19 protein-coding genes, 1 tRNA gene and 1 riboswitch are annotated in these 24,604 nt (G+C 60.1%); of the genes, 16 read left to right on the top strand and 4 right to left on the bottom strand.

From position 1 onward, the window contains the following. Nucleotides 1-18 precede the first annotated feature (18 nt). From tolB to serA, 9 genes are all read left to right on the top strand, one after another. Entirely contained in the window at nucleotides 19-1,368 is a 1,350-nt protein-coding gene (tolB, locus tag ACYQ54_RS09280; RefSeq protein ID WP_460081337.1) for a Tol-Pal system beta propeller repeat protein TolB, read from the top strand. Between the two features lie 151 nt (nucleotides 1,369-1,519). Beyond that, the gene (gene pal, locus ACYQ54_RS09275; RefSeq protein ID WP_006932093.1) at nucleotides 1,520-2,005 is read left to right on the top strand and encodes a peptidoglycan-associated lipoprotein Pal; all 486 of its coding nucleotides are present in this window, start codon (nucleotides 1,520-1,522) and stop codon (nucleotides 2,003-2,005) included. A gap of 244 nt (nucleotides 2,006-2,249) precedes the next feature. Continuing rightward, complete coding sequence (gene ybgF, locus ACYQ54_RS09270) at nucleotides 2,250-3,197, top strand: tol-pal system protein YbgF (RefSeq protein ID WP_460081335.1); 948 nt, start codon at nucleotides 2,250-2,252, stop codon at nucleotides 3,195-3,197. Nucleotides 3,198-3,285: 88 nt separating this feature from the next. Beyond that, complete coding sequence (gene tilS, locus ACYQ54_RS09265; RefSeq protein ID WP_460081333.1) at nucleotides 3,286-4,554, top strand: tRNA lysidine(34) synthetase TilS; 1,269 nt, start codon at nucleotides 3,286-3,288, stop codon at nucleotides 4,552-4,554. 169 nt (nucleotides 4,555-4,723) lie between these two features. Continuing rightward, entirely contained in the window at nucleotides 4,724-6,643 is a 1,920-nt protein-coding gene (gene ftsH / locus ACYQ54_RS09260) for an ATP-dependent zinc metalloprotease FtsH (protein WP_206909398.1), read from the top strand. A 186-nt stretch (nucleotides 6,644-6,829) separates the two neighbouring features. Continuing rightward, nucleotides 6,830-8,173: a phosphoglucosamine mutase gene (glmM, locus tag ACYQ54_RS09255; protein WP_460081330.1), complete on the top strand. Its 1,344-nt coding sequence runs from the start codon at nucleotides 6,830-6,832 to the stop codon at nucleotides 8,171-8,173. Nucleotides 8,174-8,608: 435 nt separating this feature from the next. Further along, nucleotides 8,609-9,430 (top strand): outer membrane protein, encoded by an 822-nt coding sequence (locus tag ACYQ54_RS09250; protein WP_460081329.1) that lies wholly within the window; start codon nucleotides 8,609-8,611, stop codon nucleotides 9,428-9,430. A gap of 274 nt (nucleotides 9,431-9,704) precedes the next feature. Further along, entirely contained in the window at nucleotides 9,705-10,883 is a 1,179-nt protein-coding gene (locus ACYQ54_RS09245; protein ID WP_460081328.1) for a phosphoserine transaminase, read from the top strand. Between the two features lie 78 nt (nucleotides 10,884-10,961). Beyond that, nucleotides 10,962-12,548 carry a phosphoglycerate dehydrogenase gene (gene serA, locus ACYQ54_RS09240; protein ID WP_460081327.1) on the top strand — a complete coding sequence of 529 codons (1,587 nt, stop codon included), beginning with the start codon at nucleotides 10,962-10,964 and terminating at the stop codon, nucleotides 12,546-12,548. Between the two features lie 157 nt (nucleotides 12,549-12,705). On the opposite strand, the gene ACYQ54_RS09235 is transcribed toward serA, so the two are convergent. Beyond that, nucleotides 12,706-13,602: a DMT family transporter gene (locus ACYQ54_RS09235; protein ID WP_460081325.1), complete on the bottom strand. Its 897-nt coding sequence runs from the start codon at nucleotides 13,600-13,602 to the stop codon at nucleotides 12,706-12,708. A 320-nt stretch (nucleotides 13,603-13,922) separates the two neighbouring features. Here ACYQ54_RS09235 and ACYQ54_RS09230 point away from each other — a divergent pair, with 320 nt between their 5' ends. From ACYQ54_RS09230 to ACYQ54_RS09210, 5 genes are all read left to right on the top strand, one after another. Continuing rightward, entirely contained in the window at nucleotides 13,923-15,194 is a 1,272-nt protein-coding gene (locus ACYQ54_RS09230; RefSeq protein ID WP_460081323.1) for an MFS transporter, read from the top strand. A gap of 283 nt (nucleotides 15,195-15,477) precedes the next feature. Then, a complete protein-coding gene (locus ACYQ54_RS09225; protein ID WP_460081321.1) occupies nucleotides 15,478-16,770 on the top strand; it encodes an adenylosuccinate synthase in 1,293 nt (430 codons plus the stop codon). Between the two features lie 265 nt (nucleotides 16,771-17,035). Then, nucleotides 17,036-18,802, top strand: coding sequence for a hypothetical protein (locus ACYQ54_RS09220; protein WP_460081318.1), 1,767 nt, complete (start codon nucleotides 17,036-17,038; stop codon nucleotides 18,800-18,802). Nucleotides 18,803-18,882: 80 nt separating this feature from the next. Beyond that, nucleotides 18,883-18,989, top strand: a riboswitch (TPP riboswitch). 147 nt (nucleotides 18,990-19,136) lie between these two features. Beyond that, the gene (locus ACYQ54_RS09215) at nucleotides 19,137-19,892 is read left to right on the top strand and encodes an ABC transporter permease (RefSeq protein ID WP_460081317.1); all 756 of its coding nucleotides are present in this window, start codon (nucleotides 19,137-19,139) and stop codon (nucleotides 19,890-19,892) included. Nucleotides 19,893-19,914: 22 nt separating this feature from the next. Beyond that, a complete protein-coding gene (locus ACYQ54_RS09210) occupies nucleotides 19,915-20,856 on the top strand; it encodes an ABC transporter substrate-binding protein (RefSeq protein ID WP_460081314.1) in 942 nt (313 codons plus the stop codon). Between the two features lie 75 nt (nucleotides 20,857-20,931). Here the strand turns inward: ACYQ54_RS09210 and rpoH are convergent, their stop codons facing one another. Beyond that, entirely contained in the window at nucleotides 20,932-21,816 is an 885-nt protein-coding gene (gene rpoH / locus ACYQ54_RS09205; RefSeq protein WP_006932070.1) for an RNA polymerase sigma factor RpoH, read from the bottom strand. A 177-nt stretch (nucleotides 21,817-21,993) separates the two neighbouring features. Continuing rightward, nucleotides 21,994-23,019, bottom strand: coding sequence for an RluA family pseudouridine synthase (locus ACYQ54_RS09200; RefSeq protein WP_460081312.1), 1,026 nt, complete (start codon nucleotides 23,017-23,019; stop codon nucleotides 21,994-21,996). On the opposite strand from ACYQ54_RS09200, the gene ACYQ54_RS09195 reads away from it, so the two are divergent. Further along, complete coding sequence (locus ACYQ54_RS09195; RefSeq protein ID WP_460081311.1) at nucleotides 23,018-23,374, top strand: hypothetical protein; 357 nt, start codon at nucleotides 23,018-23,020, stop codon at nucleotides 23,372-23,374. The two genes, ACYQ54_RS09200 and ACYQ54_RS09195, sit on opposite strands and share 2 nt — an antisense overlap. Before the next feature lie 135 nt (nucleotides 23,375-23,509). After that, nucleotides 23,510-23,585 (top strand) — tRNA-Glu (locus tag ACYQ54_RS09190). Nucleotides 23,586-23,675: 90 nt separating this feature from the next. Here the strand turns inward: ACYQ54_RS09190 and ACYQ54_RS09185 are convergent. After that, nucleotides 23,676-24,458, bottom strand: a complete 783-nt coding sequence (locus ACYQ54_RS09185; RefSeq protein ID WP_460081309.1) for a DeoR/GlpR family DNA-binding transcription regulator — start codon at nucleotides 24,456-24,458, stop codon at nucleotides 23,676-23,678. Nucleotides 24,459-24,604 lie beyond the last annotated feature (146 nt).

Genomic DNA, 24,604 nt, shown 5'->3' with positions numbered 1-24,604 from the left:
AAGGGAGCTGTTGTGCTCATGCGCGGAATACTGAAAAAACTCTCTGTTTTCACAAGCCGGAAAGCCAGAGGGCTCGCATTTGTTCTCGCTTCTTTTGTCGTGATTGCACCGCTGCCTGCCGCAGCACTTGTCGAAATTGATATCACACAGGGCAATATCGAGCCGCTGCCGATCGCGCTGCCTTCGTTTTCCGCCGAGGGTGGAGACGGCAAACTGGCCGCTGACATGACCAGCGTCATCGCCGCCGACCTGAAACGGTCCGGTCTGTTCCGGCCGCTCGATCCGGCCAGCTTCATTCAGAAGAACATGAGCGTGAATTCCACGCCGCGTTTCGGCGACTGGCGCCAGATCAGTGCCCAGGCGCTTGTAACCGGCACGGTGACCAAGCAGCCCGACGGGCGTCTGCGCGCGGAGTTCCGTCTGTGGGACGTGTTTGCGTCGGAGCAGATGCTCGGCCAGCAGTTCTACACGACGCCGGACAACTGGCGGCGGCTGGCGCATATCATTGCCGATGCGATCTATGAACGGCTGACAGGTGAAAAGGGTTACTTCGACACCCGCATCGTGTTTGTCGACGAGACCGGTCCGAAGGACAAGCGCGTCAAGCGTCTGGCAATCATGGATCAGGATGGCGCCAATGTGCGCTACCTGACGCGCGGTGACGACCTTGTGCTGACCCCGCGGTTCTCGCCGACGAGCCAGGAAATCACCTACATGTCCTATGGCGGAACGGACCCGAGCGTCTATCTGCTCAACATCGAGACAGGGCAGCGTGAAATCGTTGGCAATTTCCCGGGCATGACCTTTGCCCCGCGGTTCTCGCCCGATGGGCAGAGCGTGGTGATGAGCCTGCAGCAGGGCGGCAACGCCAACATCTTCAAGATGGACCTGCGCTCGCGCCAGACGACCCGGCTGACCAACGACGCGGCGATCGACACAAGCCCGTCTTTCTCGCCGGACGGACGCCAGATCGTGTTCGAATCCGACCGTGGCGGCACGCAACAACTTTACGTGATGGGCGCTGGCGGCGGCGGGGCGCAGCGCATCTCCTTCGGCCCGGGCCGGTATTCCACGCCGGTGTGGTCGCCGCGTGGAGACCTGATTGCCTTTACCAAGCAACATCAGGGCCGCTTCATGATCGGGGTCATGCGGCCGGACGGCAAGGGCGAGCGTATCCTGACCGAGGGCTATCACAACGAAGGCCCGGCCTGGTCACCGAACGGCCGCGTTCTGGTGTTCTTCCGTGACACGCCGGGTGCCAACGGCGGGCCTCAGGTCTGGACCGTGGACCTGACGGGATACAACGAACAGCGGGTGGAGACCCCGGCCTTCGCGTCGGATCCCTCCTGGTCGCCGCTGATCGACTGACGGTGATATTCGGCCTGCAAAGGCAGGTCGTGTTAAGCTTTCGCTAACCATGTTTGAAAAGGCGTTTTTTACCAGTTTTGGCTAGAAAGCGTTTACCAAGAACCAGACGGATGAAATGTCGGGTTGGCGGGCTGGGGTGTAGGAGACAGGAATGTTCATGAGTTTAAACGCCGGACGAAGCGCACGCTGGATTGCAGTCTGTTTCGCGGTTCTGTTCGCAGCAGCATGTGCCCAGACCAAACCGGATGGGCTGTCGAGCAATGTGAAGCCCGGTACGGGTCAGGACTTCGTCGTGAACGTGGGTGACCGCGTGTTCTTCGAGGAAGACCAGTCGGTGCTGAACGCGCAGGGTCAGGCAACCCTTGCCAATCAGGCCAAGTGGCTGAACCGCTATTCCCAGTACACGATCACGGTCGAGGGGCATGCGGATGAGCGCGGCACGCGCCAATACAACATCGCGCTGGGGGCCCGCCGTGCCCAGTCCGCGCGGGACTACCTTGTTGCGCAGGGTGTGAACGCCTCGCGCATCAAGACGATTTCCTACGGCAAGGAACGGCCTGTGGCGGTCTGTAACGACAACAGCTGCTGGTCGCAGAACCGCCGTGCGGTGACCGTGCTGAACAACGCGACCAACTGATCGCGCAAATGCCGAACAAAAGGCCGGGCATCTTGCCCGGCCTTTTTCGTTGGTCCTGACTGAATTGGCGAAATCACTTCAATTTCAGCAGGAAACGTCAAAATTTGGCCGAAGTCGGAGCGCTCTGTGCACTTGAGTAAGAAGCCGGGCATGGTAAGACATCATGCGCGTGGATCTGCTTGAGTATTAGCGTTTGTCGGACCACGGCCAGACACTGGTACAGCAAATCCAACCGGAGGAGCGAATGCTGAAACTAAAGGGACTGGCAGGTCTCATCATGGCGTTGGTCATCACCTTCGCCGCTGCCACACCGTCGCAAGCCCAGCTGTTCGGACGCAAGAACGATGATTCCAGCGTGCGGATCGGCCAGCTTGAGGAACGGATCCGGGTTTTGACCGGCCAGATCGAACAGTTGTCCTATCAGATGCGGGAATTGCAGGATCAGATGCGCCGCATGCAGGAAGACAATGAATACCGCTTCCAGCAGCTGGAAGGCGGCACACCGGGTAAACGCTCGGATGTCGCACCAGGATCGACCGCTCCGGGCCTAGGCCCGGACGGTACTCCGCAATCGGGCAGCCTGATTGCGCCGGGTGGCGGCTTTGCGACCCTTCCTGCGGACGGGTCAGGAGACGGCAACTGGGATCAGTCCGGCGGCTATGAAAACGGTTTGCCGACCGATGGTCCGATCGATCTGTCACGGCTTGCGAACGGGCTTGAAAACCTGCCGGGTACTGGTCAGGAAATCGCGCCCGACCCCGGTCTTGCGACCGACGACGACCAGATCGCCAGTGTCATCGGCAGCGGTGACCCCAGCTCTGACTACAACCAGGCCTATTCCTTCGCGGTCAACGGTGATTATGCTGCTGCCGAGCGCGGGTTCCGGAATTTTCTGGAAACCTATCCCGACGATGCACAGGCCGCGAATGCCCAATACTGGCTGGGTGAAAGCCTGCTGGCGCAGCAGAATTATCGCGAAGCAGCCGATGCCTTCCTGAAAACCTATACGGACCACCCGGGCAACTCCAAAAGCCCCGACAGCCTTCTGAAGCTGGGTGTCTCGCTCCGCGGTCTCGGCGAAGCCGATGCGGCCTGCGCAACCTTTTCCGAGCTCCTGAACAAATATCCGAATGCCGCTCCAGCCGTTTTGTCCCAGGCACGGGATGAACGCCGCCGTGCCCAGTGCTCCTGACAGGCCGGTTGAGCCAGACAGGCTCCCGGCCGATCGCGTCGATGCTCTATTTTCACAGCTAAGCCCTTTTTCAAGTCTGGCCCTGGCGGTGTCCGGAGGCCCGGATTCCCTTTGTCTTCTCGTTCTCTTCGATGAGTGGCGCAAACGCACCGGCTGGCAGGGGGCCGCCGAAGTGCTGTGCGTTGATCATCAACTACGGCCCGAAAGTGGTCGGGAAGCGGAATTTGTTGCTGAAAACGCGCGCGCCTGCGGCCTTGCCTGCACTGTGCTGCGCTGGTCGGACAACAAGCCATCGGCAAATCTCCAGGAAGAGGCGCGCCTTGCCCGCTATCGGCTGATGGCCACCCGCATGCGGGACAGCGGCGCCGAGGCGCTCGTTCTAGGTCATCACCTTGACGACCAGGCAGAAACATTTCTCGATCGCCTGACCCGCGGCAGCGGCGTCGCCGGCCTGAGCGGGATGGCCGCAGACGAATGCAATGGTCCGGAAGGCCTGCGCCTGCTACGTCCGTTCCTGAGTGTTTCGAAGGCCGATCTCGAAGCCGCGCTTGAACGGCGGGGCCACAGATGGTGCACGGATCCCTCGAACCGCAGCCCGAAATACAAGCGCAGCCGGCTCCGTGCCATCTTGTCGCTGCTGGCCGAGGAAGGATTGAGCGCGGAACGCCTGGCGCAGACCGCTGCCAACATGCGCCGGGCGCGGGAAGCGCTCGAGTTGACCGTCGACGATCTGGCCACGCGGCTGATTACCGAACACCCGGCTGGTCCGGTGCGGCTGGAGCGGCAGGCCTACCGCGGCCTTGCCGAAGAACTCCGGCTCCGTTTGCTCGTTTATGTGTTGGCGCGTGTCACCGGCAAGATCTCCAGGCCGAGACTGGCGAAGCTTCAGGCATTGGACAGCTTGCTGATGTCCGGCGAGCAAAACCGTCAGACGCTTCAAGGTTCTGTTTTTGAAGCCGATTCAGAGGTTGTCAGGGCCTGGAAAGAACCCGGGCGCGTGCCGCCGGGTGTCATCACGGGCCTTGCAGGGTCAGGAACCTGGGACGGCCGGTATCGTTACCGCGCACCCGGTCGTGCCGTGGACGATCGCCATGCACCGGTGTGCCTGGGGCCACTGGTGAGTGCGCCGGTGTCCTCCCGGGACATCGACTGGCCGGAAGGCTGGCCGAAAGCTGCCTTCGACTGCGCACCGGTGTTCTGGCGGGCAGGGGACATCCTGATGCCGGCTTCCGCAACGGCCGGTTTGACCATTGGCAATTCCTGCAGCAGCGCGGATTTGGATTTGGAGCGGATGCCGATCCAAGGTAAATTGACGGATAACTTTATGGGTAATGGGGACGCAGATGGGGAAATCTAAGGTTTTCCCCATCTGGAACATCTGGTAGACGTCCGAACTTAACAAAATAGTCAGCGCATCTGCGCAACTATGGCGCACCGCCTTGGCAGCGGGCTTTGGGCGACCTATCTTCGCTCTAAAGAAACGTAACCGCGTGCAGTAAGTCGCGTTGGGCGGTTAAGGAAACGAAATGAACGCACATTTTCGCAACTTCGCTCTGTGGGTGATCATTGCCCTGCTGTTGATCGCATTGTTCCAGCTTTTTCAAAGTCCCGCGCAGCATGGCGCAACGAATGACATTGCTTATTCGGACTTCATGAAGCAGGTCGACAACGGCGAGATCAGATCGGTCATCATTCAGGAACAGAAGATCACCGGTACCTATAGCAGCGGCAGTGCCTTCCAGACCTACGCTCCTGACGGTGCGCAATATGTCGATGAGCTGCGCCGCAAGGGCGTCCTGATCAATGCCCGCCCGCCTGCAGAAAGCTCTCCGCTGCTTGGCGCCCTGTTCTCCTGGCTGCCGATGCTGATTATTCTCGGTATCTGGATCTTCGTGATGCGCCAGATGCAGGGGTCCGGCGGCAAGGCCATGGGCTTCGGAAAGTCCAAGGCGAAGCTGCTGACCGAGGCACATGGCCGGGTAACGTTTGAAGACGTCGCCGGTATCGATGAAGCCAAGGAAGACCTTCAGGAAATCGTCGAGTTTCTGCGCGACCCGCAGAAGTTCCAGCGTCTTGGTGGCCGTATCCCGCGCGGCGTTCTGCTTGTTGGTCCTCCGGGTACCGGTAAGACGCTGACCGCGCGTGCGGTGGCAGGCGAAGCCAACGTGCCGTTCTTCACGATTTCCGGTTCGGATTTCGTGGAAATGTTCGTCGGCGTGGGTGCGTCCCGCGTCCGCGACATGTTCGAACAGGCCAAGAAAAACGCACCGTGCATCATCTTCATCGATGAAATCGACGCGGTCGGCCGTCATCGTGGCGCCGGTCTCGGCGGCGGCAACGACGAGCGCGAACAGACGCTCAACCAGCTGCTGGTCGAGATGGACGGTTTCGAGCCGAATGAAGGCATCATCATTATCGCCGCGACCAACCGGCCGGACGTTCTCGACCCGGCGCTGCTGCGCCCGGGCCGCTTCGACCGCCAGATCGTGGTTCCGAACCCGGACATCACCGGCCGCGAAAAGATCCTGAAAGTACATATGCGCAAGGTGCCGCTGGCACCGGATGTCGACGTCAAGACGCTGGCACGCGGTACCCCGGGCTTCTCCGGTGCGGACCTGATGAACCTCGTCAACGAAGCTGCCCTTCTGGCTGCCCGCCGCTCCAAGCGCCTGGTGACCATGGCAGAGTTCGAGGACGCCAAGGACAAGGTCATGATGGGTGCGGAACGCCGTACGCTGGTCATGACCGAGGAAGAAAAGAAGCTGACCGCCTATCACGAAGCTGGTCATGCGCTGGTCGCTCTGCATCAGGAAGCTTCCGATCCGATTCACAAGGCGACCATCATTCCGCGTGGACGTGCACTCGGCATGGTCATGCGCCTGCCGGAAAAGGACCAGGTCTCGCTCACCCGTGCCAAGTGCAAGGCCGACCTTGCGGTTGCCATGGGCGGCCGTGTCGCCGAGGAAATGATCTTCGGTTACGAGAAGGTGACTTCGGGCGCGTCCGGCGACATCCAGATGGCGACCAAACTGGCCCGTGCGATGGCGACCCAGTTCGGCATGTCCGACAAGCTCGGCCCGCTGCTTTACGGCGAGAACCAGGAAGAAGTGTTCCTGGGGCATTCCGTCGCAAAGAACCAGCACGTCTCCGACGAAACCCAGAAGATCGTCGACGCGGAAATCAAGTCCTTCGTCAACCAGGGCTATGAAACCGCGAAGAAGATCCTGGGCGATCACGAAGACCAGCTGCATACGATCGCCAAGGGCCTTCTTGAATACGAAACCCTGTCCGGTGACGAGATCAAGGGCCTGCTCGACGGCAAACCCCCGGTCCGTGATACGGACGACGACCAGCCGGTCGGCCGGTCGTCCGCGGTTCCGACCGCCGGCGCCAAGCGCGGCGGGGACGAAGCAAGCGGCGGCATGGAGCCGCAACCGCAGTCCTGATCGGTCCCGGTCTGTTGAAAAGTCCAGATGCCCGGCCTGTGCCGGGCATCGTCGTTTTCGGCGAAGCAGGCGGTTTTCCCGCCATGAGTGATTGGTAACAATTGCTCACATATTTTGAATCATGAGTGCGTCTGATTGCGTTACAAAGAGCGCAATCAAGACGGACAGATCAGCAAGGCATATTAGATGCGCAAGTTTTTCGGCACCGACGGCATCCGCGGTCAGGCGAACAGCTATCCCATGACAGCCGAGATGGCGCTTAAGGTCGGCATGGCTGCGGGGTTGGCTTTCAAGAATGGCGGTCACCGCCACCGTGTGGTGATCGGCAAGGACACCCGCCTTTCCGGTTACATGCTCGAAAACGCCCTTGTGGCCGGCTTTACCTCGGTCGGCATGGATGTGTTCCTGCTGGGGCCGATGCCGACACCTGCGGTCGCCATGCTGACGCGCTCGCTGCGAAGCGACCTCGGCGTGATGATCTCTGCATCCCACAATCCTTTCCAGGACAACGGCATCAAGTTCTTTGGCCCCGATGGCTTCAAACTCAGCGACGAGATCGAAAAGACGATCGAAGAGCTGATGGAAAGCGACATGACATCCCGCCTGCCGAGTGCAAGCGAGCTTGGCCGGGCCAAGCGGATCGACGGGGCGCAGCAGCGTTATATCGAAACTGCCAAGCGGACCCTGCCGCGGGAAATGAGCTTGGAAGGCCTGCGCGTGGTCATCGATTGCGCCAACGGTGCAGCCTACAAGGTTGCCCCAGAAGCCTTGTGGGAGCTGGGTGCTGACGTGATCACCATGGGTGTCACACCGGATGGCTTCAACATCAACAAGGAGTGCGGTTCGACGTCGACGGATGCCCTGTCCCGCAAGGTGCACGAAGTGCGCGCCGATATCGGTATCGCGCTTGATGGCGACGCCGACCGGGTCATCATTGTAGACGAAAACGGCTCCGTGGTGGATGGCGACCAGCTGATGGCTGTGGTGGCGCAGTCGTGGCAGGCCAGCAACCGCCTGTCCGCACCGGGGATCGTGGCGACGGTCATGTCCAATCTCGGACTGGAGCGATACCTTCAAAGCCTCGGGCTGGGCCTTGCTCGGACCAAGGTCGGCGACCGCTACGTGGTCGAGCACATGCGGGCCAACGGCTACAACGTCGGCGGTGAGCAGTCCGGCCACATCGTTCTGTCTGACTTCGCCACGACCGGTGATGGCCTGATCGCCGGTCTGCAGGTTCTCGCCTGCGTCAAGGATCAGGACAAGCCCGTTTCTGAAGTCTGCCGCCGGTTCGAACCGGTGCCGCAGATCCTGAAGAACGTGCGCTACAAGGGCGGCAAGCCACTGGAGCAGGATCTGGTAAAATCCGCGATCGAGGATGGTGAGGCCCGTCTCGGCAATTCCGGTCGCCTCGTGATTCGTGCGTCCGGCACCGAACCGTTGATCCGCGTGATGGCGGAAGGCGACGATGCGGATCTGGTCAAGCAGGTCGTCAACGATATCGCCGGTGTGGTGGCAACCACCGCCGCTTGATCGCTATAACAACAAGTGACGAGAAAAGCCGCCCCTTTGAGGCGGCTTTTTTTGTTGCACCCTTATTCGCGGACAACCCCGGATGACACCTGGAATGCAGGCTCAGAACCGGGTGGCAGGATCGTCCTTTCTCGAGAGTCCTAACAAGGTCCTGAAAACGTAGCGATAGATGGGCTTCCGGAGCCGGCTCAGGTTTCCAAGAGGCGGTGTGAGGGCCGAAAGCTTTGGCGGCTATGTTCCCAGATTGTTTGATGATTTTCCAAACCGCTTTCTAATCCGTTGATGTCTCTGGTGTCGTTAAGGTTTCCTTAAGGTAAAAAAACGCGGTTAAAGAACAGAGTTAAGTCACAATTAATGAATTCCCCTCAGTATGCTTTCAAGTTTGATGTGTCCGACATTGGTTAAAGCGGACGCTCACTGGAAAAGGACGAGGACATGGACAATTTCTTTAAGCGTTTGTCTTTGACCGGCTTTGCTGTTGCGCTTTCCACTGCAGCCTATGCCGCGGATTTGCCAACCCCGGTCATCGAGCACATCCCGGAAGTTCCTGCCGTTGGCGGTTGGTACCTGCGTGGTGATATCGGGTATAAGTTCTACAACGATCCGAGCGGCAGTTTTAACGATCCCGTAATCGGTGATCTGCGCTTCCAGCGAGAGTCGATGGATGATGCCTGGATGATCGGCGTTGGTGTTGGTTATCAGTTCAACGATTACTTCCGTTCTGATCTCACGATCGACTACGAAACTTCGGCAAACGTCAAAGGCTACGCAGTCTGTGGCACCTGCTCGGGTGGCTTTTCGACAGAATCTACAGATGTCGACGTCTGGACCGTCATGTTGAACGGTTATGTTGATCTGGGTACCTGGAACCGTATCACGCCATACGTTGGTGCAGGTATCGGTGCTTCCTATGTGACCACGGACAACACCTACTCGGTCAACCCAGGTGGTACAGGGCGTACGGATTATGACGGTTCACATAGTGAGTGGAACTTTGCGTGGGCACTTATGGCCGGTGCGTCTTACGCCGTTACCGACAACTGGGCGATCGACGCTGGCTACCAATATCGGGATCTCGGTGATGCCAAAACCGTCAAACTTCATGATGCGGGTACTGGAGAGACCCGCGTTGAGTGGGACGATCTTACTGCGCACGAAATTCGCCTCGGTGTTCGTTACAACTTCGGTGGTGGCGCGCGTGTTCCGGCCGGCCCGGTCTACTACGAGCCGCAGGGTCCGATCACCAGCAACTTCTGATCTTCCGATCACCAAATTTGAAAGGCCGGTCAATCGACCGGCCTTTTCCTGTTCGCGCCAGTACTTTCCCTTGAGTTCTCTTGAGCCAAGCGAAGCCAATCCTGATTTCAGGTGCGGGTGACTATCTGAGAGAATGCCTCCGGAAGGCGAGGGGCGTGACCGAATTTATCCGTTCACCCGCGATTTGAATTGACCAAAGGTCAGGAAGGTCCTATCCCCGTAGGTGGGCCACCTCTCCCCAACGAGAGGCTACTATCTGCGAGGGTAGACAGATATGACAGACCTCACCGCCAAGCCGGACGTGCGTCCGGCCAATCCCAATTTTTCTTCTGGTCCCTGTGCCAAGCGTCCCGGCTGGTCGCTGGAGGCCTTGGGCGATGCGCCGCTCGGACGGTCTCACCGCGCCAAGCCCGGCAAGGCCAAGCTTGCCGAAGCCATCGAGCTGACCCGCAAGGTGCTGAACGTCCCGGACGGGTATCGGATCGGCATCGTGCCGGCGTCCGATACCGGCGCTGTCGAGATGGCGCTCTGGTCGCTGCTCGGCGCCCGCGGCGTTGAAATGCTCGCCTGGGAAAGCTTCGGTTCCGGCTGGGTCACCGACGTGATCAAACAGCTCAAGCTTGATGATGCACGGGTGGTGGAAGCGCCTTACGGCGAACTGCCGGATCTTGCTTCGGTCGATTTCTCCAGGGACGTTGTCTTCACCTGGAACGGCACCACTTCCGGTGTACGCGTTCCCAACGGCGACTGGATCCCGGCCGACCGCGAGGGCCTGACCATCTGCGACGCGACCTCCGCCGCTTTCGCCCAGGACCTTGCGTTCGACAAGCTCGATGTCGTGACCTTCTCCTGGCAGAAAGTGCTGGGCGGAGAAGCCGCTCACGGCATGCTCATCCTCAGCCCGCGCGCCGTCGAGCGCCTGGAAAGCTACACACCGGCCTGGCCGATGCCGAAGATCTTCCGCCTGACCAAGGGCGGCAAGCTGATCGAGGGCATCTTCAAGGGCGAGACCATCAACACGCCCTCCATGCTCTGTGTCGAGGATTATATCGACGCCCTTAAATGGGCCGACGGCCTCGGAGGCCTTGCGGGGCTTCAGGCACGAGCCGATGCCAATCTCAAGGTGCTTGCCGACTGGGCCGAAAAGACCTCCTGGGTCGATTTCCTGGCGGTCGATCCGGCAACGCGGTCGAACACCTCCGTCTGCTTCAAGGTGGCCGATCCGGGCATACTCGCCCTCTCCGCCGACCAGCAGGCCGCCTTTGCCAAGTCACTCGCAAGCACGCTCGACGCTGAAGGCATTGCCTATGACATCGGCGCTTACCGCGATGCACCGTCCGGTCTTCGGATCTGGGCAGGTGCGACCGTGGAAGCGAGCGATCTCCAGGCCCTGACCCATTGGCTTGACTGGGCGTTCCAGTCGGAAAAAGCGAAGCTGCCTCAGGCCGCCTGAGCCTGTTCATCCTTCAACGACAACAGTCCCGGGCGGTGCGCTGCCCGGATCGTTTCTCGTATTCAAGGAGAGGCTCTTATGGCTCCCAAGGTACTGATTTCCGACAAGCTGTCGGACGCTGCCGTGCAGATTTTCAAGGATCGCGGCATCGATGTGGACTTTCTGCCGGACGTCGGCAAGGACAAGGAAAAACTGCTGGAGATCATCGGCAACTACGATGGTCTGGCAATCCGTTCGGCCACCAAGGTCACGGAAAAGATCATTGCAGCAGCCGAGAACCTGAAGGTGATCGGCCGGGCGGGGATCGGTGTCGACAATGTGGACATCCCGAAGGCGACCGCGCGCGGCATCATTGTCATGAACACGCCCTTCGGCAATGCCATCACCACCGCCGAACATGCCATCTCGATGATGATGGCGGTTGCACGCCAGATCCCGGCGGCCGATGCGTCGACGCAGGCGGGCAAGTGGGAGAAATCCCGCTTCATGGGCCGCGAACTTACCGGCAAGACACTGGGTCTGATCGGCTGCGGCAATATCGGCTCGATCGTTGCCGACAGGGCCATTGGCCTGAAGATGAAGGTGATCGCCTTCGATCCCTTCCTGACTCCGGAACGGGCGCTGGCGCTAGGTGTCGAGAAGGTCGATCTGGACGGTCTCTTGTGCCGGTCCGATGTCATCACCCTGCATACGCCGCTCACCGACAAGACGCGTAACATCATTGATGCCAAGGCGATCGAGAAGATGCGCAAGGGGGCCTATCTCATCAACTGTGCCCGGGGCGGCCTTGCGGATGAGGCCGCGGTGCGTGCAGCACTGGAAGAAGGCAAGCTCGGCGGGGCGGCCTTCGACGTCTTTGTCGAAGAGCCGGCCAGGGAGAACGTCCTGTTCGGCGCGCCGAATTTCGTCTCCACCCCGCATCTGGGCGCGTCCACAGCCGAGGCCCAGGAAAATGTGGCACTGCAGGTGGCCGAGCAGATGTGCGATTACCTGCTGCAGGGCGCTGTCCGCAACGCGCTCAACATGCCGTCCATCACGGCCGAGGAAGCACCCAAGCTTGTGCCCTTCGTGCGGCTGGCGGAGCAACTCGGTTCCTTCGCGGGACAGTTGACGGAAAGCGGCATCGAGGGTGTGCGGCTGGAATATGCCGGTGCCGTCGCCGAAATGAACGTCCAGGCGCTGACGGCGGCTGCTCTGACGGGCCTGCTGACGCCGTTGCTGCAGACGGTCAACATGGTTTCCGCACCGATCCTGGCCAGGGAACGCGGCATGAAGATCGAGGAAATCCGCCGCGAGAAAGACGGTGCCTACGAGACCTACATGCGCCTGACCGTGGTCACCCAGCGGCAGGAGCGCTCGGTTGCGGGCACGGTCTTTGCCGACGGGAAACCACGCATCATCCAGGTGAAAGGCATCAACATGGAGGCCGAACTCGGCCCGCAGATGCTGTACATCACCAACGAGGACAAGCCTGGCTTCATCGGGCACCTCGGGATGGAACTCGGCAACAGCGGCGTTAACATCGCGACCTTCCATCTTGGTCGTCTGGCCCCTGGCGACGATGCGATCTGCCTTGTGGAAGTGGATGGCGACGTGTCTCCGGAGGTTCTGGCGCGGCTGGAGGCCGTTTCTCACGTCAAGCAGGTCAAGGCCCTGCATTTCTAGAATGGCTGGCGTTCAACCGAACACCCGCTGATCCGCTATCCGGTCAAAAGGGTGCGTGCCCCTAATCGCGCCTACCGGATGTACGTCAGGTGCAGCCCAAGTTCCTGGCGCTTGAGCCTTCTGCCTTTTGCAGAAGGCTCCTTTTTTCCTGAACAGATCATACTGCCGGTGCACCGCGCCTTTTGAGGATGCGACCGTCAAGGACGACGAGGCCTGCCAGCAGCACGGCAAACCCGCCAAGCTGCAGCACTCCGAGGTTTTCTCCCAGAATCAGCCAGCCGAAGAACAGGGCGCTTGCCGGCACGATTAGCGTGACCAGCGACGCGTTGGTCGCACCGGCTTCGGCCAGAAGCTGGAAATAGATCAGGTAGGCAAGGGCGGTCGCCAGGACACCAAGCGCGAGCACGTTGAGCCAGGCTGTCGGGCCGGGATCGGCAATGGACCAGCTGCCCGATGTCAAAAGCGCAACCGGCAGCATCAGCGTGGTCGAGCCCATCAGCTGACCCGTTGCAGCCACTTGCGGTGGCAGCGATTTGAAGCGACGGGCGAAAGTTGCCGCACAGGCATAGGACATGGCGGCGCCCAGGCAGCAGAGCTGCGCCCATAACGGATCGCTCGCAAGGCCCGACAGGCTGCTCCACAGCATGATGGCGACGCCCGCGACACCCAGCACCACACCGGCAACCCTGTTGCCCTGGAGCGTTTCCTGTCTTGTCAGAACGCTTGCCACCACAACCGTGAAGACGGGCGTTGTCGCATTCAGGATCGACGCGAGACCGGCACCGATTGCGGTCTGTCCCAGAAACAGGAGCGAGAACGGAACGGCGTTGTTCAACAGACCCATGACCAGAAACGGCAAGGCGTATCTTCGCTCCAGCCTGCTCAACATGCCGCGATGCCACAGGATGATCAGCAGGACAGCGCAGGCGATGGCAACGCGCAGGAAGACGAGGACAAAGGGCGGTATTTCCGCGACGGCCACCTTTGCGAACAAAAAGGAGCCACCCCAGATGGCACCAAGGACGGTCAGCATGATCCAGTTTCGAAGTGGCATCGCAAGATCTCTGTTGGAGTGATGTCTTCCAGGTATCATTCTGCCGGGTCGAAGGACACCCGAAACGCGAGTGGTCGACCGACCGCCTTTCCGAAGGCGGGACGAGACGCTTTGAAGTGGCCCTGGTTGGGGGGCTGTCTGGCTGATCTGATGGGTCGACAGCCTGTTTCGGCTCTGTCTTCAGTATTTCGATGGCCAATTCAGACCGGTCTGTCCGATTTGTCTGCACAAGCGTCGGTCCGGGGCTTGCGCAGCCGTTTCAGTCCGGCAAAAGTGGCTGGGCCGGGTTTTCTTCGGCTGCTCGGAAGAGTTCTTCACACATGACCCAAGTTGCCACGGCTGCGGACACCAGGTCGCTTGCCGGACGTCTGACACCGTTGCTGGTTGCCGCCGCCTGCCTTTTGGGTGCGAATGGCCTTTCCGTGACCATGATCTCCGTCCGCGCCCGCTCGGAAGGCATGTCCGACGCTTTCATCGGGCTGCTCGGGTCGTGCTATTTCGGCGGCATGATCGTCGGTGTTCTGCTGACACCGTTTCTGATCGCACGGGCAGGGCATATCCGGGTCTTTTCCACACTTGCGGCAATCAGTGCCATAGCCATTCTGGCAATCGCCTTCACACCTGCCGGCTGGCTCTGGATGATGGTGCGGCTGGTGAGCGGTGCAGCGTTTTGCGGTACCACAATGGTGCTGGAAAGCTGGCTCAACTCCATTGCTACCAATTCGTCCCGGGGGCGCATTCTCTCTGTTTACCGGATCGTCGACATGATTGCCGTCATGGGCAGCCAGTTCATGTTGCCGGCCTTCGGGCCGCTCGGTCCGGATATTCTGATCGTGCTGGCCATCCTCTTCTGCTTTGCGCTGGTGCCGATCTCCCTGACCAGTGAGCGCAATCCCGCGGCACCTCCCGCGCGTTTTTTCGATCCGCTCATGCTGTGGCGCGTGTCTCCGGTCGCTCTCGTCGCAGTCTTCACCATCGGCCTGACCAACGGTGCCTTCCGGATGGTTGGCCCGGTCTATGCGGAAAGCGTTGGGTTGGGACTGGAAACGGTCGCCGCGTTCGTCGCGATCTGGGTTTTTGCCGGGGCCATCTTCCAGTATCCCGCCGGCTGGCTGTCCGACAGGCTCGACCGGCGTATCGTGCTGGGTGTCTTTACCGTCGGCGCCGGGCTGGCCTGTCTGTTCATTTCCGGGTCCTCGACCCGTCTGGAACTCTTTGCCGGCGTCTTTCTGTTCGGCGGATTTGCCTTGCCGCTTTATTCGCTCTGTGCAGCCCATGCCAACGACAATGCGGAGCCTGGACAGTTCATCGATGTGGTGGCAGGGCTGACACTTGCCTATGGCGTGGGGGCAATGGCCGGGCCGTTCATTGCGTCTGTGGTGATGGAAACATTCGGTCCCTCGGCGTTCTTCCTCTACACCGCCACACTGCATCTGTCGCTCGTGGTGTTCGTCTTCGCGCGGATCGTCAGCCGCGATGCGGTTCCGGCAAGCAAACGCCATCGTTTCGTCTGGCTGCTGCGTACATCGCCGATGATCTTCAGGCTTGCCCGCAACGAAAAGCAGGAAACAGATGAGCCGCCGGCAAAATAATCCGCCGTCGCGACATTGCCGCAAATGCAGTCTAACTCGGACAAAGTCCAATTCGAGGCGCGGTATGAATGGTCATTTGGCACAGAGGGGACCGGGCCGATCGGGAGAGCTGGCAAAAAAACTTGCTTTTGGCTTCCAATCTCCGTGCGGAGACTCGCATGAGCAGGGAAACCTGTCTATAGTCCGCGCCGTTTGCCCCGGTCCGATTGCCGGGGCTTGTCGTGTTGGCATCCCGAACATGTTTCGGAGGGTGCGGAAGCTGCTTCAGGAGAGCAAAGTCTAGATGGCGAATGTGGTTGTTGTCGGTTCGCAATGGGGTGACGAAGGCAAAGGCAAGATTGTCGACTGGTTGTCGGAACAGGCCGATGTCATCGTAAGGTTCCAGGGCGGGCACAATGCCGGTCATACCCTTGTCATCGACGGTGTCAGCTACAAGCTGTCTCTCCTGCCGTCCGGGGTTGCACGTGAAGGCAAACTCTCGGTGATCGGCAACGGCGTTGTGCTGGACCCCCATGCACTTGCCGAGGAAGTCGAGCGCCTGGGCAAGCAGGGTGTCGTTGTGACGCCTGAATCGCTTCGCGTTGCGGAAAACGTCACGCTGATTCTGTCCCTGCACCGCGAGCTTGATGCCCTGCGGGAGAATTCCAACACCGGTACGCGCATCGGCACCACCAAGCGCGGCATCGGTCCGGCATATGAAGACAAGGTCGGCCGTCGTGCCATCCGTCTGATGGATCTGAAGAACCTTGCCACGCTGCCGGCCAAGATCGATCGTCTGCTGACGCACCACAATGCGCTGCGCCGCGGCCTCGGTCAGGAAGAAGTGTCCGCACAGGCGATCTATGACGAACTCGCCAGCATCGCCGACAAGGTGCTGCCCTATATGGACAAGGTCTGGTACCTGCTGGACGAGCAGCGCCGCCAGGGTAAGCGGATCCTGTTTGAGGGCGCCCAGGGTGCGCTTCTGGACATCGACCATGGCACCTATCCGTTCGTGACCTCTTCCAACACCGTTGCCGGCCAGGCCGCAACGGGCTGCGGCCTCGGCCCGGGTTCGATCAATTACGTGCTCGGCATCACCAAGGCCTACACCACCCGTGTTGGCGAAGGCCCGTTCCCGACCGAGCTGAATGACGAAGTCGGCGAGTTCCTGGGCACGCGCGGGCATGAATTCGGCACGGTGACCGGCCGCCGCCGCCGCTGTGGCTGGTTCGACGCGGTTCTGGTACGCCAGACCGTCTGCACCTCCGGCATCAACGGCATTGCGCTGACCAAGCTGGATGTTCTGGACGGCCTTGATGAAATCAAGATCTGCATCGGCTACGAGCTGGACGGCGAACGGATCGACTATCTGCCCGCCTCGCAGGGCGCGCAGGAACGGGTCAAGCCGATCTACGAAAGCCTGCCGGGCTGGAAGGAATCGACCGAAGGGGCCCGGACATGGGCCGATCTGCCGGCCCAGGCGATCAAATATGTGCGTCATGTCGAAGAACTGATCGGTGCTCCGGTGGCTCTTCTGTCGACAAGTCCGGAACGGGACGACACAATTCTTGTGCAGAATCCCTTCCAGGATTGAGATCTGTGACGTTAAAAGCACATTATTAAGGACTGAGGTTGCGTGCTGCGAATCACCGCACGCAACCACCGCTCGTTTTCGGCGTTCCATGTGTGTGCCGAGCAAACAAATCTGTGTTAGGAAAAGGGTACTGTGAGGGTCTCTGTCGCGGCAAAGATATTGAAGAAATAGCACCGGTTTTCGAAAAACTTGCTATAAGCCTGAGAATGAAACGAAATCTCGGGCCCGCAGAACAGATCCTTGCAGTCGGCCGGTAGGCAGGAAGATGGCTGATTACTATTCAATTCTGAAGAAAACGATCGCGTCTTTACCTGAAAACAATGGTGCTGCACGCAGAAGCGTTTACAGCCGTGCGCGCAATGCCATCGTCAATCAGCTGAAAGCCTATGAGCCGCCGCTGGCGCCGTCCGAAATTACGGCGGAGCAGCTGCGACTTGAAGAAGCCATCCGCAAGGTGGAAGCGGAAGCCGCGCGCGAAAGCCTCGGTCTCAGCCCGACAGTTCCGAAGGTGGAGGCTCCCGCCCCCGCGCCGGAGGTTTCGGCACCGCCTGTGACACCGCCGCCGTCCGAGCCGGCTGCAGAAGTCGCGCCGGAAGCTCCCGCGCCGCAGGAGCCAGAAGCCGCACCTGCGCCGGCTGATGACACCCCGGCGCCTTCGCCGCTGAAGGAAACCCTGACACAGGCCGAAGCGCTTGGCACCGCTGCCAGCCAGGCCGTTCACAACGCAAAGGAAGCTGCCGATCCGTCTGCAGTGCCCCAGCGCCAGGAGCCGTCGTTTGGTGGGTCGACGCAACCGGAACAGGCTGATGACGGTCTGTTCGAAACTGCTGAAAGCGCCACCGCAACTGTTTCCGTCGACCAACCCTACCAAGCCGGCGAGACCGGGAAGGTCAAGGATGAACCGGCACCGAAGAAAGACCGCGCCAAGCGGTCCAAGCCGAGCGCTTCCGAGGCCCTGCGCGGTGAGTCGTCCGGTAACCGCACCGTCCCGATTGCAATCGCTGCCGGCTTCCTGCTGCTGGTGCTTCTGGCGGCCGCAGCCTACTTCCTGATGCCCGCTGGCGATCAGACTGCGGACAGCGGCAATGTGCCCGCCGCGTCCTCTACGCAAACGGCTTCCGAAGCCGAGCCGGTCACCACCCCTGAGCCTTCGACGTCTGCGTCGGTCGGGGAGGGCGAAGAGCCTTCCAAAAACACCGACCGCCTGTTGAACGACGGCGAGACGGATGTGGTTGCCCCGGACGCGCGTACCGTGACCACCACGACCATCACGGGCCAGGCCGATACGCCTGCGGCCACGGAAACTCCTCAGGTCGACGCGCCAGCGGCCGTGACACCCACGCCGTCCCAGCCGTCCATCGTGACGAGTGCCGAAAACGACCAGACACCGGCTGCGGCCGATAGTCCGGTCGCGGTGCCGGAAGACAACCTGTCGGCTATTTCTCCTGACGAGACTGCGCCCGCTCCGTCCGCTGCGGCGGCGGATCCTTCGGTGCAGCGCTCCATTCTCTATGAAGAGGGCGAAGAATCCGGCGGCGCCGGTACTGCGGCGCAAGGCGCTGTCGTCTGGGGTGTCGATGAAGAAACCAATCTGGACGGCAAGGCTCTTGCGGTCCTGAGTGCGTCCGTCGAAATCCCCGAACGGGATGTGAAAGTCGACATTCGTATCAAGCCTAATGACGATAACTCTCTGCCGGCCAGCCATCTCGTCGAGATCAAGTACGAGTTTCCGGAAAATTTTGCTGCGGGTGATGTCGTCAACGTTCCGGGTCTGGTCATGAAACCTACGGAAGAAGCCCGCGGCGATGCGCTGATCGGAGCGTCGGTGAAGGTGTCTCCGGGCTTTTTCTGGATTGCCCTGTCCAGCCTGCCGAACGAGCAGCAACGCAATCTCGCCCTTCTGCGTGAGCGCGGCTGGATCGACATTCCGATGCTTTATGAAAACGGCAAACGCGGCATCCTGACCCTGGAAAAGGGTACGGCCGGTGCGGATGCCGTCGAAAAGGCAATCACGGCCTGGCAAGCCGGCTAAGCGTCAATTGCCTCGTTTGAAAATCTGAAAAAGCCGCTTCACAGCGGCTTGCCTTTTTCTGTCACATTGGGCATGGTCCGCCTTGGTCCGAGGGGTGTTCCGGTTACCGGAGCTGAGATGGCGTGATGCCGAACCCTTAGAACCTGATCCGGGTCATGCCGGCGAAGGGACGGAATCCTTAGCCTATTCCCGGATCTCCATTGTCATTTTCGGTTTGTCCGAAGACGGGAGATCCTATGCGTATTTGTCTGCGACCGCAGCCGTGGCTGCAAATCCGACTGCCGATATCGGCTCCCAGGCGTTTCCGTTGGCGCATTGCAACGGGGCGTGTCGGATGATGTTTTTTCTGAAAGCCGTTGCCAGGTCCGTGTTCGGCCTGCTGCTGACCGTTGCGATCTGGGCGGCCATCGTCCATGTGTTCGATACCCAGCACTACATCCTTCCCGGACCGGACCGCGTCTTTACAGCCTTTGTCAAACACGCGGGCTTCCTGCTGCACCATGCCGGCATCACCGCCTTTGAAACAGTGCTCGGGTTTGTGCTCGGGGCTGCGGCGGGGGCACTGCTTTCCGTGCTGTTGTGGCTGTTTCCGGTCGCTGCAAGGCTTGCCATGCCACCCATTCTGGTTACGCAGGCCCTGCCTGTGTTCGCAATCGCGCCGATCCTGGTTCTCTGGCTCGGTTTCGGGCTTGCGTCCAAGATCGTCGTCATCATCCTGGTCATCTTTTTCACGGTCACATCGACCTTCTTCGACGGTCTGCAGCGGCTGGACCAGGGGTTGTGTGATCTTGCCCGGCTTTACCGTCTGTCACGCGTGAAGGAACTCTGGTTCTTCCGCCTGCCGTCAGGCCTGCCGGCGTTTGCATCCGGTCTGCGCGTTGCCGCTGTATTTGCCCCCATGGGGGCGATCATCGGCGAATGGGCGGGGGCGAAGGGTGGCCTTGCCTTCATCATGCTTCAAAGCAGCAACCGGATGCAGGCGGACATGATGTTCGCCGCCCTGATCCTTCTCGCGGCCATGGTGCTGATCATGCGCTTTGTCGTGAACCATCTCACCCGACTTCTAGTTCCCTGGCAGCCGCTCAGCTAGCTGCCGTCCAACGGAGGACCTCATGAAAAAACAAATTCTGTCTCTCGTGCTCGCCGCCGGGTTGCTGGCATCCGGCCCGGCTCAGGCCAGTGAAAAACTCACCCTGCTGCTCGACTGGTTCATCAATCCGGATCACGCGCCGCTGGTGACTGCGCAGACCATGGGCTTCTTCGAAGCTGAAGGTCTCGACGTGGAGATTATCGAACCCGCGGATCCGGCGATGCCGCCGAAGCTGGTGGCGGCCGGGCAGGGCGATATCGCGGTCTCCTATCAGCCGACGCTTCATGCGCAGATCGAGGAAGAGCTGCCGCTGAAATGGATCGGCACGCTGGTCGAAACACCGCTTAATTCGCTGATCGTGCTCAAGGATGGTCCCATTCAGGAGCTGAAGGATCTGAAGGGCAAGAGTGTCGGTTTTTCCGTGTCGGGCTTCGAGGATGCTATGCTTGGCCAGATGCTGCGCTCGGCCGGTTTGACCATGGACGATGTCGAGCTGGTCAACGTCAATTTCGCGCTGTCGGGTTCCCTGCTTGCCGGGCAGGTGGATGCGGTCATTGGCGCTTATCGCAATTTCGAGCTGACGCAGCTCGAAATCGAAGGCAAACCGGGCAAGGCTTTCTATCCCGAAGAAAACGGTGTGCCGATCTTTGATGAGCTGATCTATGTCGTCAACAAGGACAAGACGGACGATCCACGCTTCGCGAAGTTTCTGGCGGCTGTGGAAGCGGCAACCATCTATCTGAGCAACCATCCGGAAAAAGCCTGGAATGCTTTTGTCGAAGCGTATCCGAACCTCAACGACGAGCTGAACAGGCGCGCCTGGTTCGACACCTTGCCGCGTTTTGCAAAGCGCCCGGCCGCACTCGACGAAGGCCGTTACCAGCGCTTTGCCGAGTTCATGGCCGAAGCCGGCCTGATCAGCAAGGTCGTGCCGGTGGAAAGCTACACAGCCGAAATCCGCTGAGTAGACGTCTCAGGCAAAAGAAAAGCGCTGGAGCCAGGCTTCAGCGCTTTTTTTGTTTCTCTATGGCAGCGTGTCTCAGGCGGCAGGCTGGTCCATGGTGCGGGCGCTGTTGCGCACGGCTTTCTGAACCTTCTCGAACGCGCGGACTTCAATCTGGCGCACACGTTCACGGCTGACACCGAACTCGCCAGAAAGGTCTTCCAGCGTCATCGGGTCTTCCGAGAGGCGGCGCGCTTCGAAGATGCGGCGTTCGCGCTCGTTGAGGACATCCATTGCGTCGTTCAGCATCTTGCGACGCATGTCCAGCTCTTCCTGATTGGCGAGCAGGGTTTCCTGACTGTCGCTTTCATCGACTAGCCAGTCCTGCCATTCGCCGGCATCGGCTTCCGCGCGCACGGGTGCGTTCAGGCTGGCATCACCGCCGAGACGGCGGTTCATGGACACCACTTCCTCCTCGGACACACCGAGCTTGGTGGCAATTTCCGATACCTGATGCGGCTTCAGATCGCCCTCGTCCAGCGCCTGGATCTTGCCCTTGAGGCGACGCAGGTTGAAGAACAGGCGTTTCTGATTGGCTGTGGTCCCCATTTTCACGAGGGACCATGACCTCAGGATGTATTCCTGGATGGCTGCCTTGATCCACCACATGGCATAGGTCGCGAGTCGGAAACCCTTGTCCGGCTCAAAGCGCTTGACCGCTTGCATCAGGCCGACATTGCCTTCGGAGACGACTTCTCCGATCGGCAGGCCGTAACCGCGGTAACCCATGGCAATCTTGGCAACGAGGCGTAGATGGGAATTGACCAGGCGTTCGGCAGCTTCAGGATCCTCATGCTCTTTATAGCGCTTGGCGAGCATGTACTCTTCCTGTGGCTGAAGCATCGGAAACTTGCGAATCTCGTCCAGATACCGGCTGAGACCGCCTTCCCCTGCTGTAAGCGTCGGAACGTTTTGGGCCATATCATGCACCCCCTTTCGTCAAGTTTGCGACCCCTTCCTTCCGCTGCCCCGCAGTGATACGCAAGCAAGCCATTTCTGAGGGAAGGCGGACGCACAATAGTGTCCGTTCAGGCACACAAGAGCTGTTAATATAGGTCCAAATTGGCCGATTGCATGGTCAGAAAACGAAAACGTATCCTAAAATTTTTGTAATCCGGACAAAAGTTTTGCGAAATCAGCCGGGTAAGGGCTCTCAAAGCGCAAGGTTTTACCGTTTACAGGGTGTTCGAAAGCCAGCAGACCGGCGTGCAAGGCCTGCCGGTGGAAGCCGTTGACGATGCTTTTGAGCGGTTCGTCGAGCCGGTTGGACTTGGTCTTGAACCCCGACCCGTAATCATCGTCTCCGATCAGCGGGTGGCCGATATGGGCCATGTGCACACGAATCTGGTGGGTCCGTCCTGTTTCAAGGCGGCATTCCATCAGCGCAGCGAGTGCCGGCTGTTCGGCGTTGCCGAAGCGTTCCTTCACCTGCCAGTGGGTGATGGCATGGCGGCCGGAGGTCTTGACGACGGCAATCTTCTGCCGGTTGGCCTGCGAGCGTGCCAGATTTGCGTTGATCGTACCCTTCAGGCCGGAGGGCGCGCCCCAGACCAGAGCCGAATAGGCACGTTCCAGCGGCCCCGTGCGGCCGTGGTCCGCAAATTGGGCCGCAAGGCCTTTATGGGCCTGGTCCGTCTTTGCGACGACCAGTAATCCGGAGGTGTCCTTGTCGATCCGGTGGACGATGCCGGGGCGCTTGACGCCGCCGATCCCCGACAGGCTGTCGCCGCAATGATGAATGAGCGCGTTGACGAGTGTACCGGTCCAGTTGCCCGCGCCTGGATGGACGACGAGCCCGGCCGGTTTGTCGACCACGATCAGGTGTTCGTCCTCAAAGACGACCGTGATAGGAATGTCCTCGCCCTTGGGCTCGGGGTCTTCGGCCTGCGGCAAAGTGAGGGTCAGGGCATCGCCTTCATTGACCCGGTATTTCGGCTCCACTATTTTCGCGCCGCCGACGGTGACGTCCCCGGATTTGATCAGGGACTGGATCCTGTTGCGGCTAAGGGCTTCCAGATGAGCCGCCAGCACCGCATCCAGCCGTTTCCCGGCATCGGCTGCATCAACTGTTAAACTGAAATCCTGGTCCAGACCGGCCGGATACTCGAGGGAATTGTCTGTCATGTCACAACCTGATTATCGGGATGAGGGGCCGGGTGAAAAGCCGCTTGATCCAGCGGCCGAACGCATCCAGGCCAAGCTGAAGCGTCTGCTGCTCGGCTCGTCCCTCGTCATGATCGCCGGCTTTATCGCTGTCTTTGCAGCAATTCTCTACAAGATCAACTCCAATAAGACCGATGTTTCCGCTGATCAATACGCCGCGACAGTGGCGGTTGGTGCTGACGCGGAAATCCTGCAGGCAAACATCTCGGGCGGACTGTTGATGGTTCTGGTGCGCGAAGGCAGCAAAACGGCATTGCTGCGGTTCGATCCTGTCACAGGAAAACAATTGGGCCGCACGGATTTTGTCGCGCGCTGACGCAGCGTCGTGCCTGTCCGGCGCGGTTATGAACAGGCATGTGACATAAAAATGAAAATTAGGGCTTGCGTCTTTTTTCATGCAGCCTTATACGCACGGTCCTCGGCTTGAGACAGTGAACTTCTCAAGCCCCGCGCGCCCATCGTCTAGCGGTCTAGGACGCCGCCCTTTCACGGCGGAAACACGGGTTCGAGTCCCGTTGGGCGTGCCATTTTTCCCCAAGGCACCAACAGCATATCCACACCCTGCGCACAGGTTCTCAACCCGTTTGTGCACCGGGTTCGCGTATCGGAAAATCCGATCAGCCGGTGATGTGGTCTTCCTGTTGTCCGGTCTCGATCAGGTCAACCTCCGCCTCTTCCGCAATCTGCGCAAAGTCGGGCGAGGGGCAATAATCCGTGACGAAGGTGCTGACCTGGCGCAGATGACCGACGCGAACCGGTGCGGTGCGTTCGAATTTGGTGCTGTCAGCAGCCAGAATGACGTGGCGTGCGTTGTCCATGATGGTCTTGGTGACCTTCACTTCCCGATAGTCGTAATCGAGCAGAGACCCGTCCGGATCGATCGCAGAGGCGCCGATCACGGCAAAGTCGACCTTGAACTGACGCATGAAGTCGACCGCAGCCTCGCCGACGATCCCGCCGTCGGAATGGCGCAAGACGCCCCCGGCGATGACCACTTCGATCTGGGAGTAGCCGCGCATCAGGCTGGCGACATTGATGTTGTTGGTGATTACCATCAGGCCGCGGTGCTGCAGCAGCGCTTGGGCAACGGCTTCCGTCGTGGTGCCGATGTTTATGAAGATGGAAGCGTTGTCGGGAATGAGGGAGGCGACCTTCTCGCCGATGTCCGCCTTTTCGCGGCTGGAGATGATCCTGCGGGCCTCATAGCCGACATTCTCGATGCCGGAAGACAGCAGGGCCCCGCCATGGGTACGCGCCAGCAGGCGCCGGTCGCACAGCTCGTTCAGGTCCTTGCGGATTGTCTGCGGACTGACGTCGAACCGCCGGGCGAGATCGTCGACGCTGACACGGCCCATCTGCCGGGCGAGTTCGAGAATGGCGTTGTGGCGTTCGATCAACATTTACCGCAGCTTCATCCAGTGCAATTCGGGCTGACAGCGACCAGCATCTGCGAACTGGAAATGCAGATGAGGAGCTCAGCGCGTCAAATTCGTTCAGTTTTCGGACGACTGTCCATCGGACTAGATGACCGGAGCGGCCATGTCAG

The sequence above is a fragment of the Roseibium sp. LAB1 genome (genome assembly GCF_054658235.1).
Note: the sequence above shows the minus strand (reverse complement) of the source record. Positions and strands in the feature narration are given on the sequence as shown.

Bases quoted from the DNA above. Each gene is read 5' to 3' on its own strand.
- tolB (WP_460081337.1), top strand. From the start codon at position 19: ATGCGCGGAATACTGAAAAAACTCTCTGTTTTCACAAGCCGGAAAGCC.
- pal (WP_006932093.1), top strand. From the start codon at position 1,520: ATGTTCATGAGTTTAAACGCCGGACGAAGCGCACGCTGGATTGCAGTC.
- ybgF (WP_460081335.1), top strand. From the start codon at position 2,250: ATGCTGAAACTAAAGGGACTGGCAGGTCTCATCATGGCGTTGGTCATC.
- ftsH (WP_206909398.1), top strand. From the start codon at position 4,724: ATGAACGCACATTTTCGCAACTTCGCTCTGTGGGTGATCATTGCCCTG.
- glmM (WP_460081330.1), top strand. From the start codon at position 6,830: ATGCGCAAGTTTTTCGGCACCGACGGCATCCGCGGTCAGGCGAACAGC.
- ACYQ54_RS09250 (WP_460081329.1), top strand. From the start codon at position 8,609: ATGGACAATTTCTTTAAGCGTTTGTCTTTGACCGGCTTTGCTGTTGCG.
- ACYQ54_RS09245 (WP_460081328.1), top strand. From the start codon at position 9,705: ATGACAGACCTCACCGCCAAGCCGGACGTGCGTCCGGCCAATCCCAAT.
- serA (WP_460081327.1), top strand. From the start codon at position 10,962: ATGGCTCCCAAGGTACTGATTTCCGACAAGCTGTCGGACGCTGCCGTG.
- ACYQ54_RS09235 (WP_460081325.1), bottom strand. From the start codon at position 13,602: ATGCCACTTCGAAACTGGATCATGCTGACCGTCCTTGGTGCCATCTGG.
- ACYQ54_RS09230 (WP_460081323.1), top strand. From the start codon at position 13,923: ATGACCCAAGTTGCCACGGCTGCGGACACCAGGTCGCTTGCCGGACGT.
- ACYQ54_RS09225 (WP_460081321.1), top strand. From the start codon at position 15,478: ATGGCGAATGTGGTTGTTGTCGGTTCGCAATGGGGTGACGAAGGCAAA.
- ACYQ54_RS09220 (WP_460081318.1), top strand. From the start codon at position 17,036: ATGGCTGATTACTATTCAATTCTGAAGAAAACGATCGCGTCTTTACCT.
- ACYQ54_RS09215 (WP_460081317.1), top strand. From the start codon at position 19,137: ATGATGTTTTTTCTGAAAGCCGTTGCCAGGTCCGTGTTCGGCCTGCTG.
- ACYQ54_RS09210 (WP_460081314.1), top strand. From the start codon at position 19,915: ATGAAAAAACAAATTCTGTCTCTCGTGCTCGCCGCCGGGTTGCTGGCA.
- rpoH (WP_006932070.1), bottom strand. From the start codon at position 21,816: ATGGCCCAAAACGTTCCGACGCTTACAGCAGGGGAAGGCGGTCTCAGC.
- ACYQ54_RS09195 (WP_460081311.1), top strand. From the start codon at position 23,018: ATGTCACAACCTGATTATCGGGATGAGGGGCCGGGTGAAAAGCCGCTT.
- ACYQ54_RS09200 (WP_460081312.1), bottom strand. From the start codon at position 23,019: ATGACAGACAATTCCCTCGAGTATCCGGCCGGTCTGGACCAGGATTTC.
- ACYQ54_RS09185 (WP_460081309.1), bottom strand. From the start codon at position 24,458: ATGTTGATCGAACGCCACAACGCCATTCTCGAACTCGCCCGGCAGATG.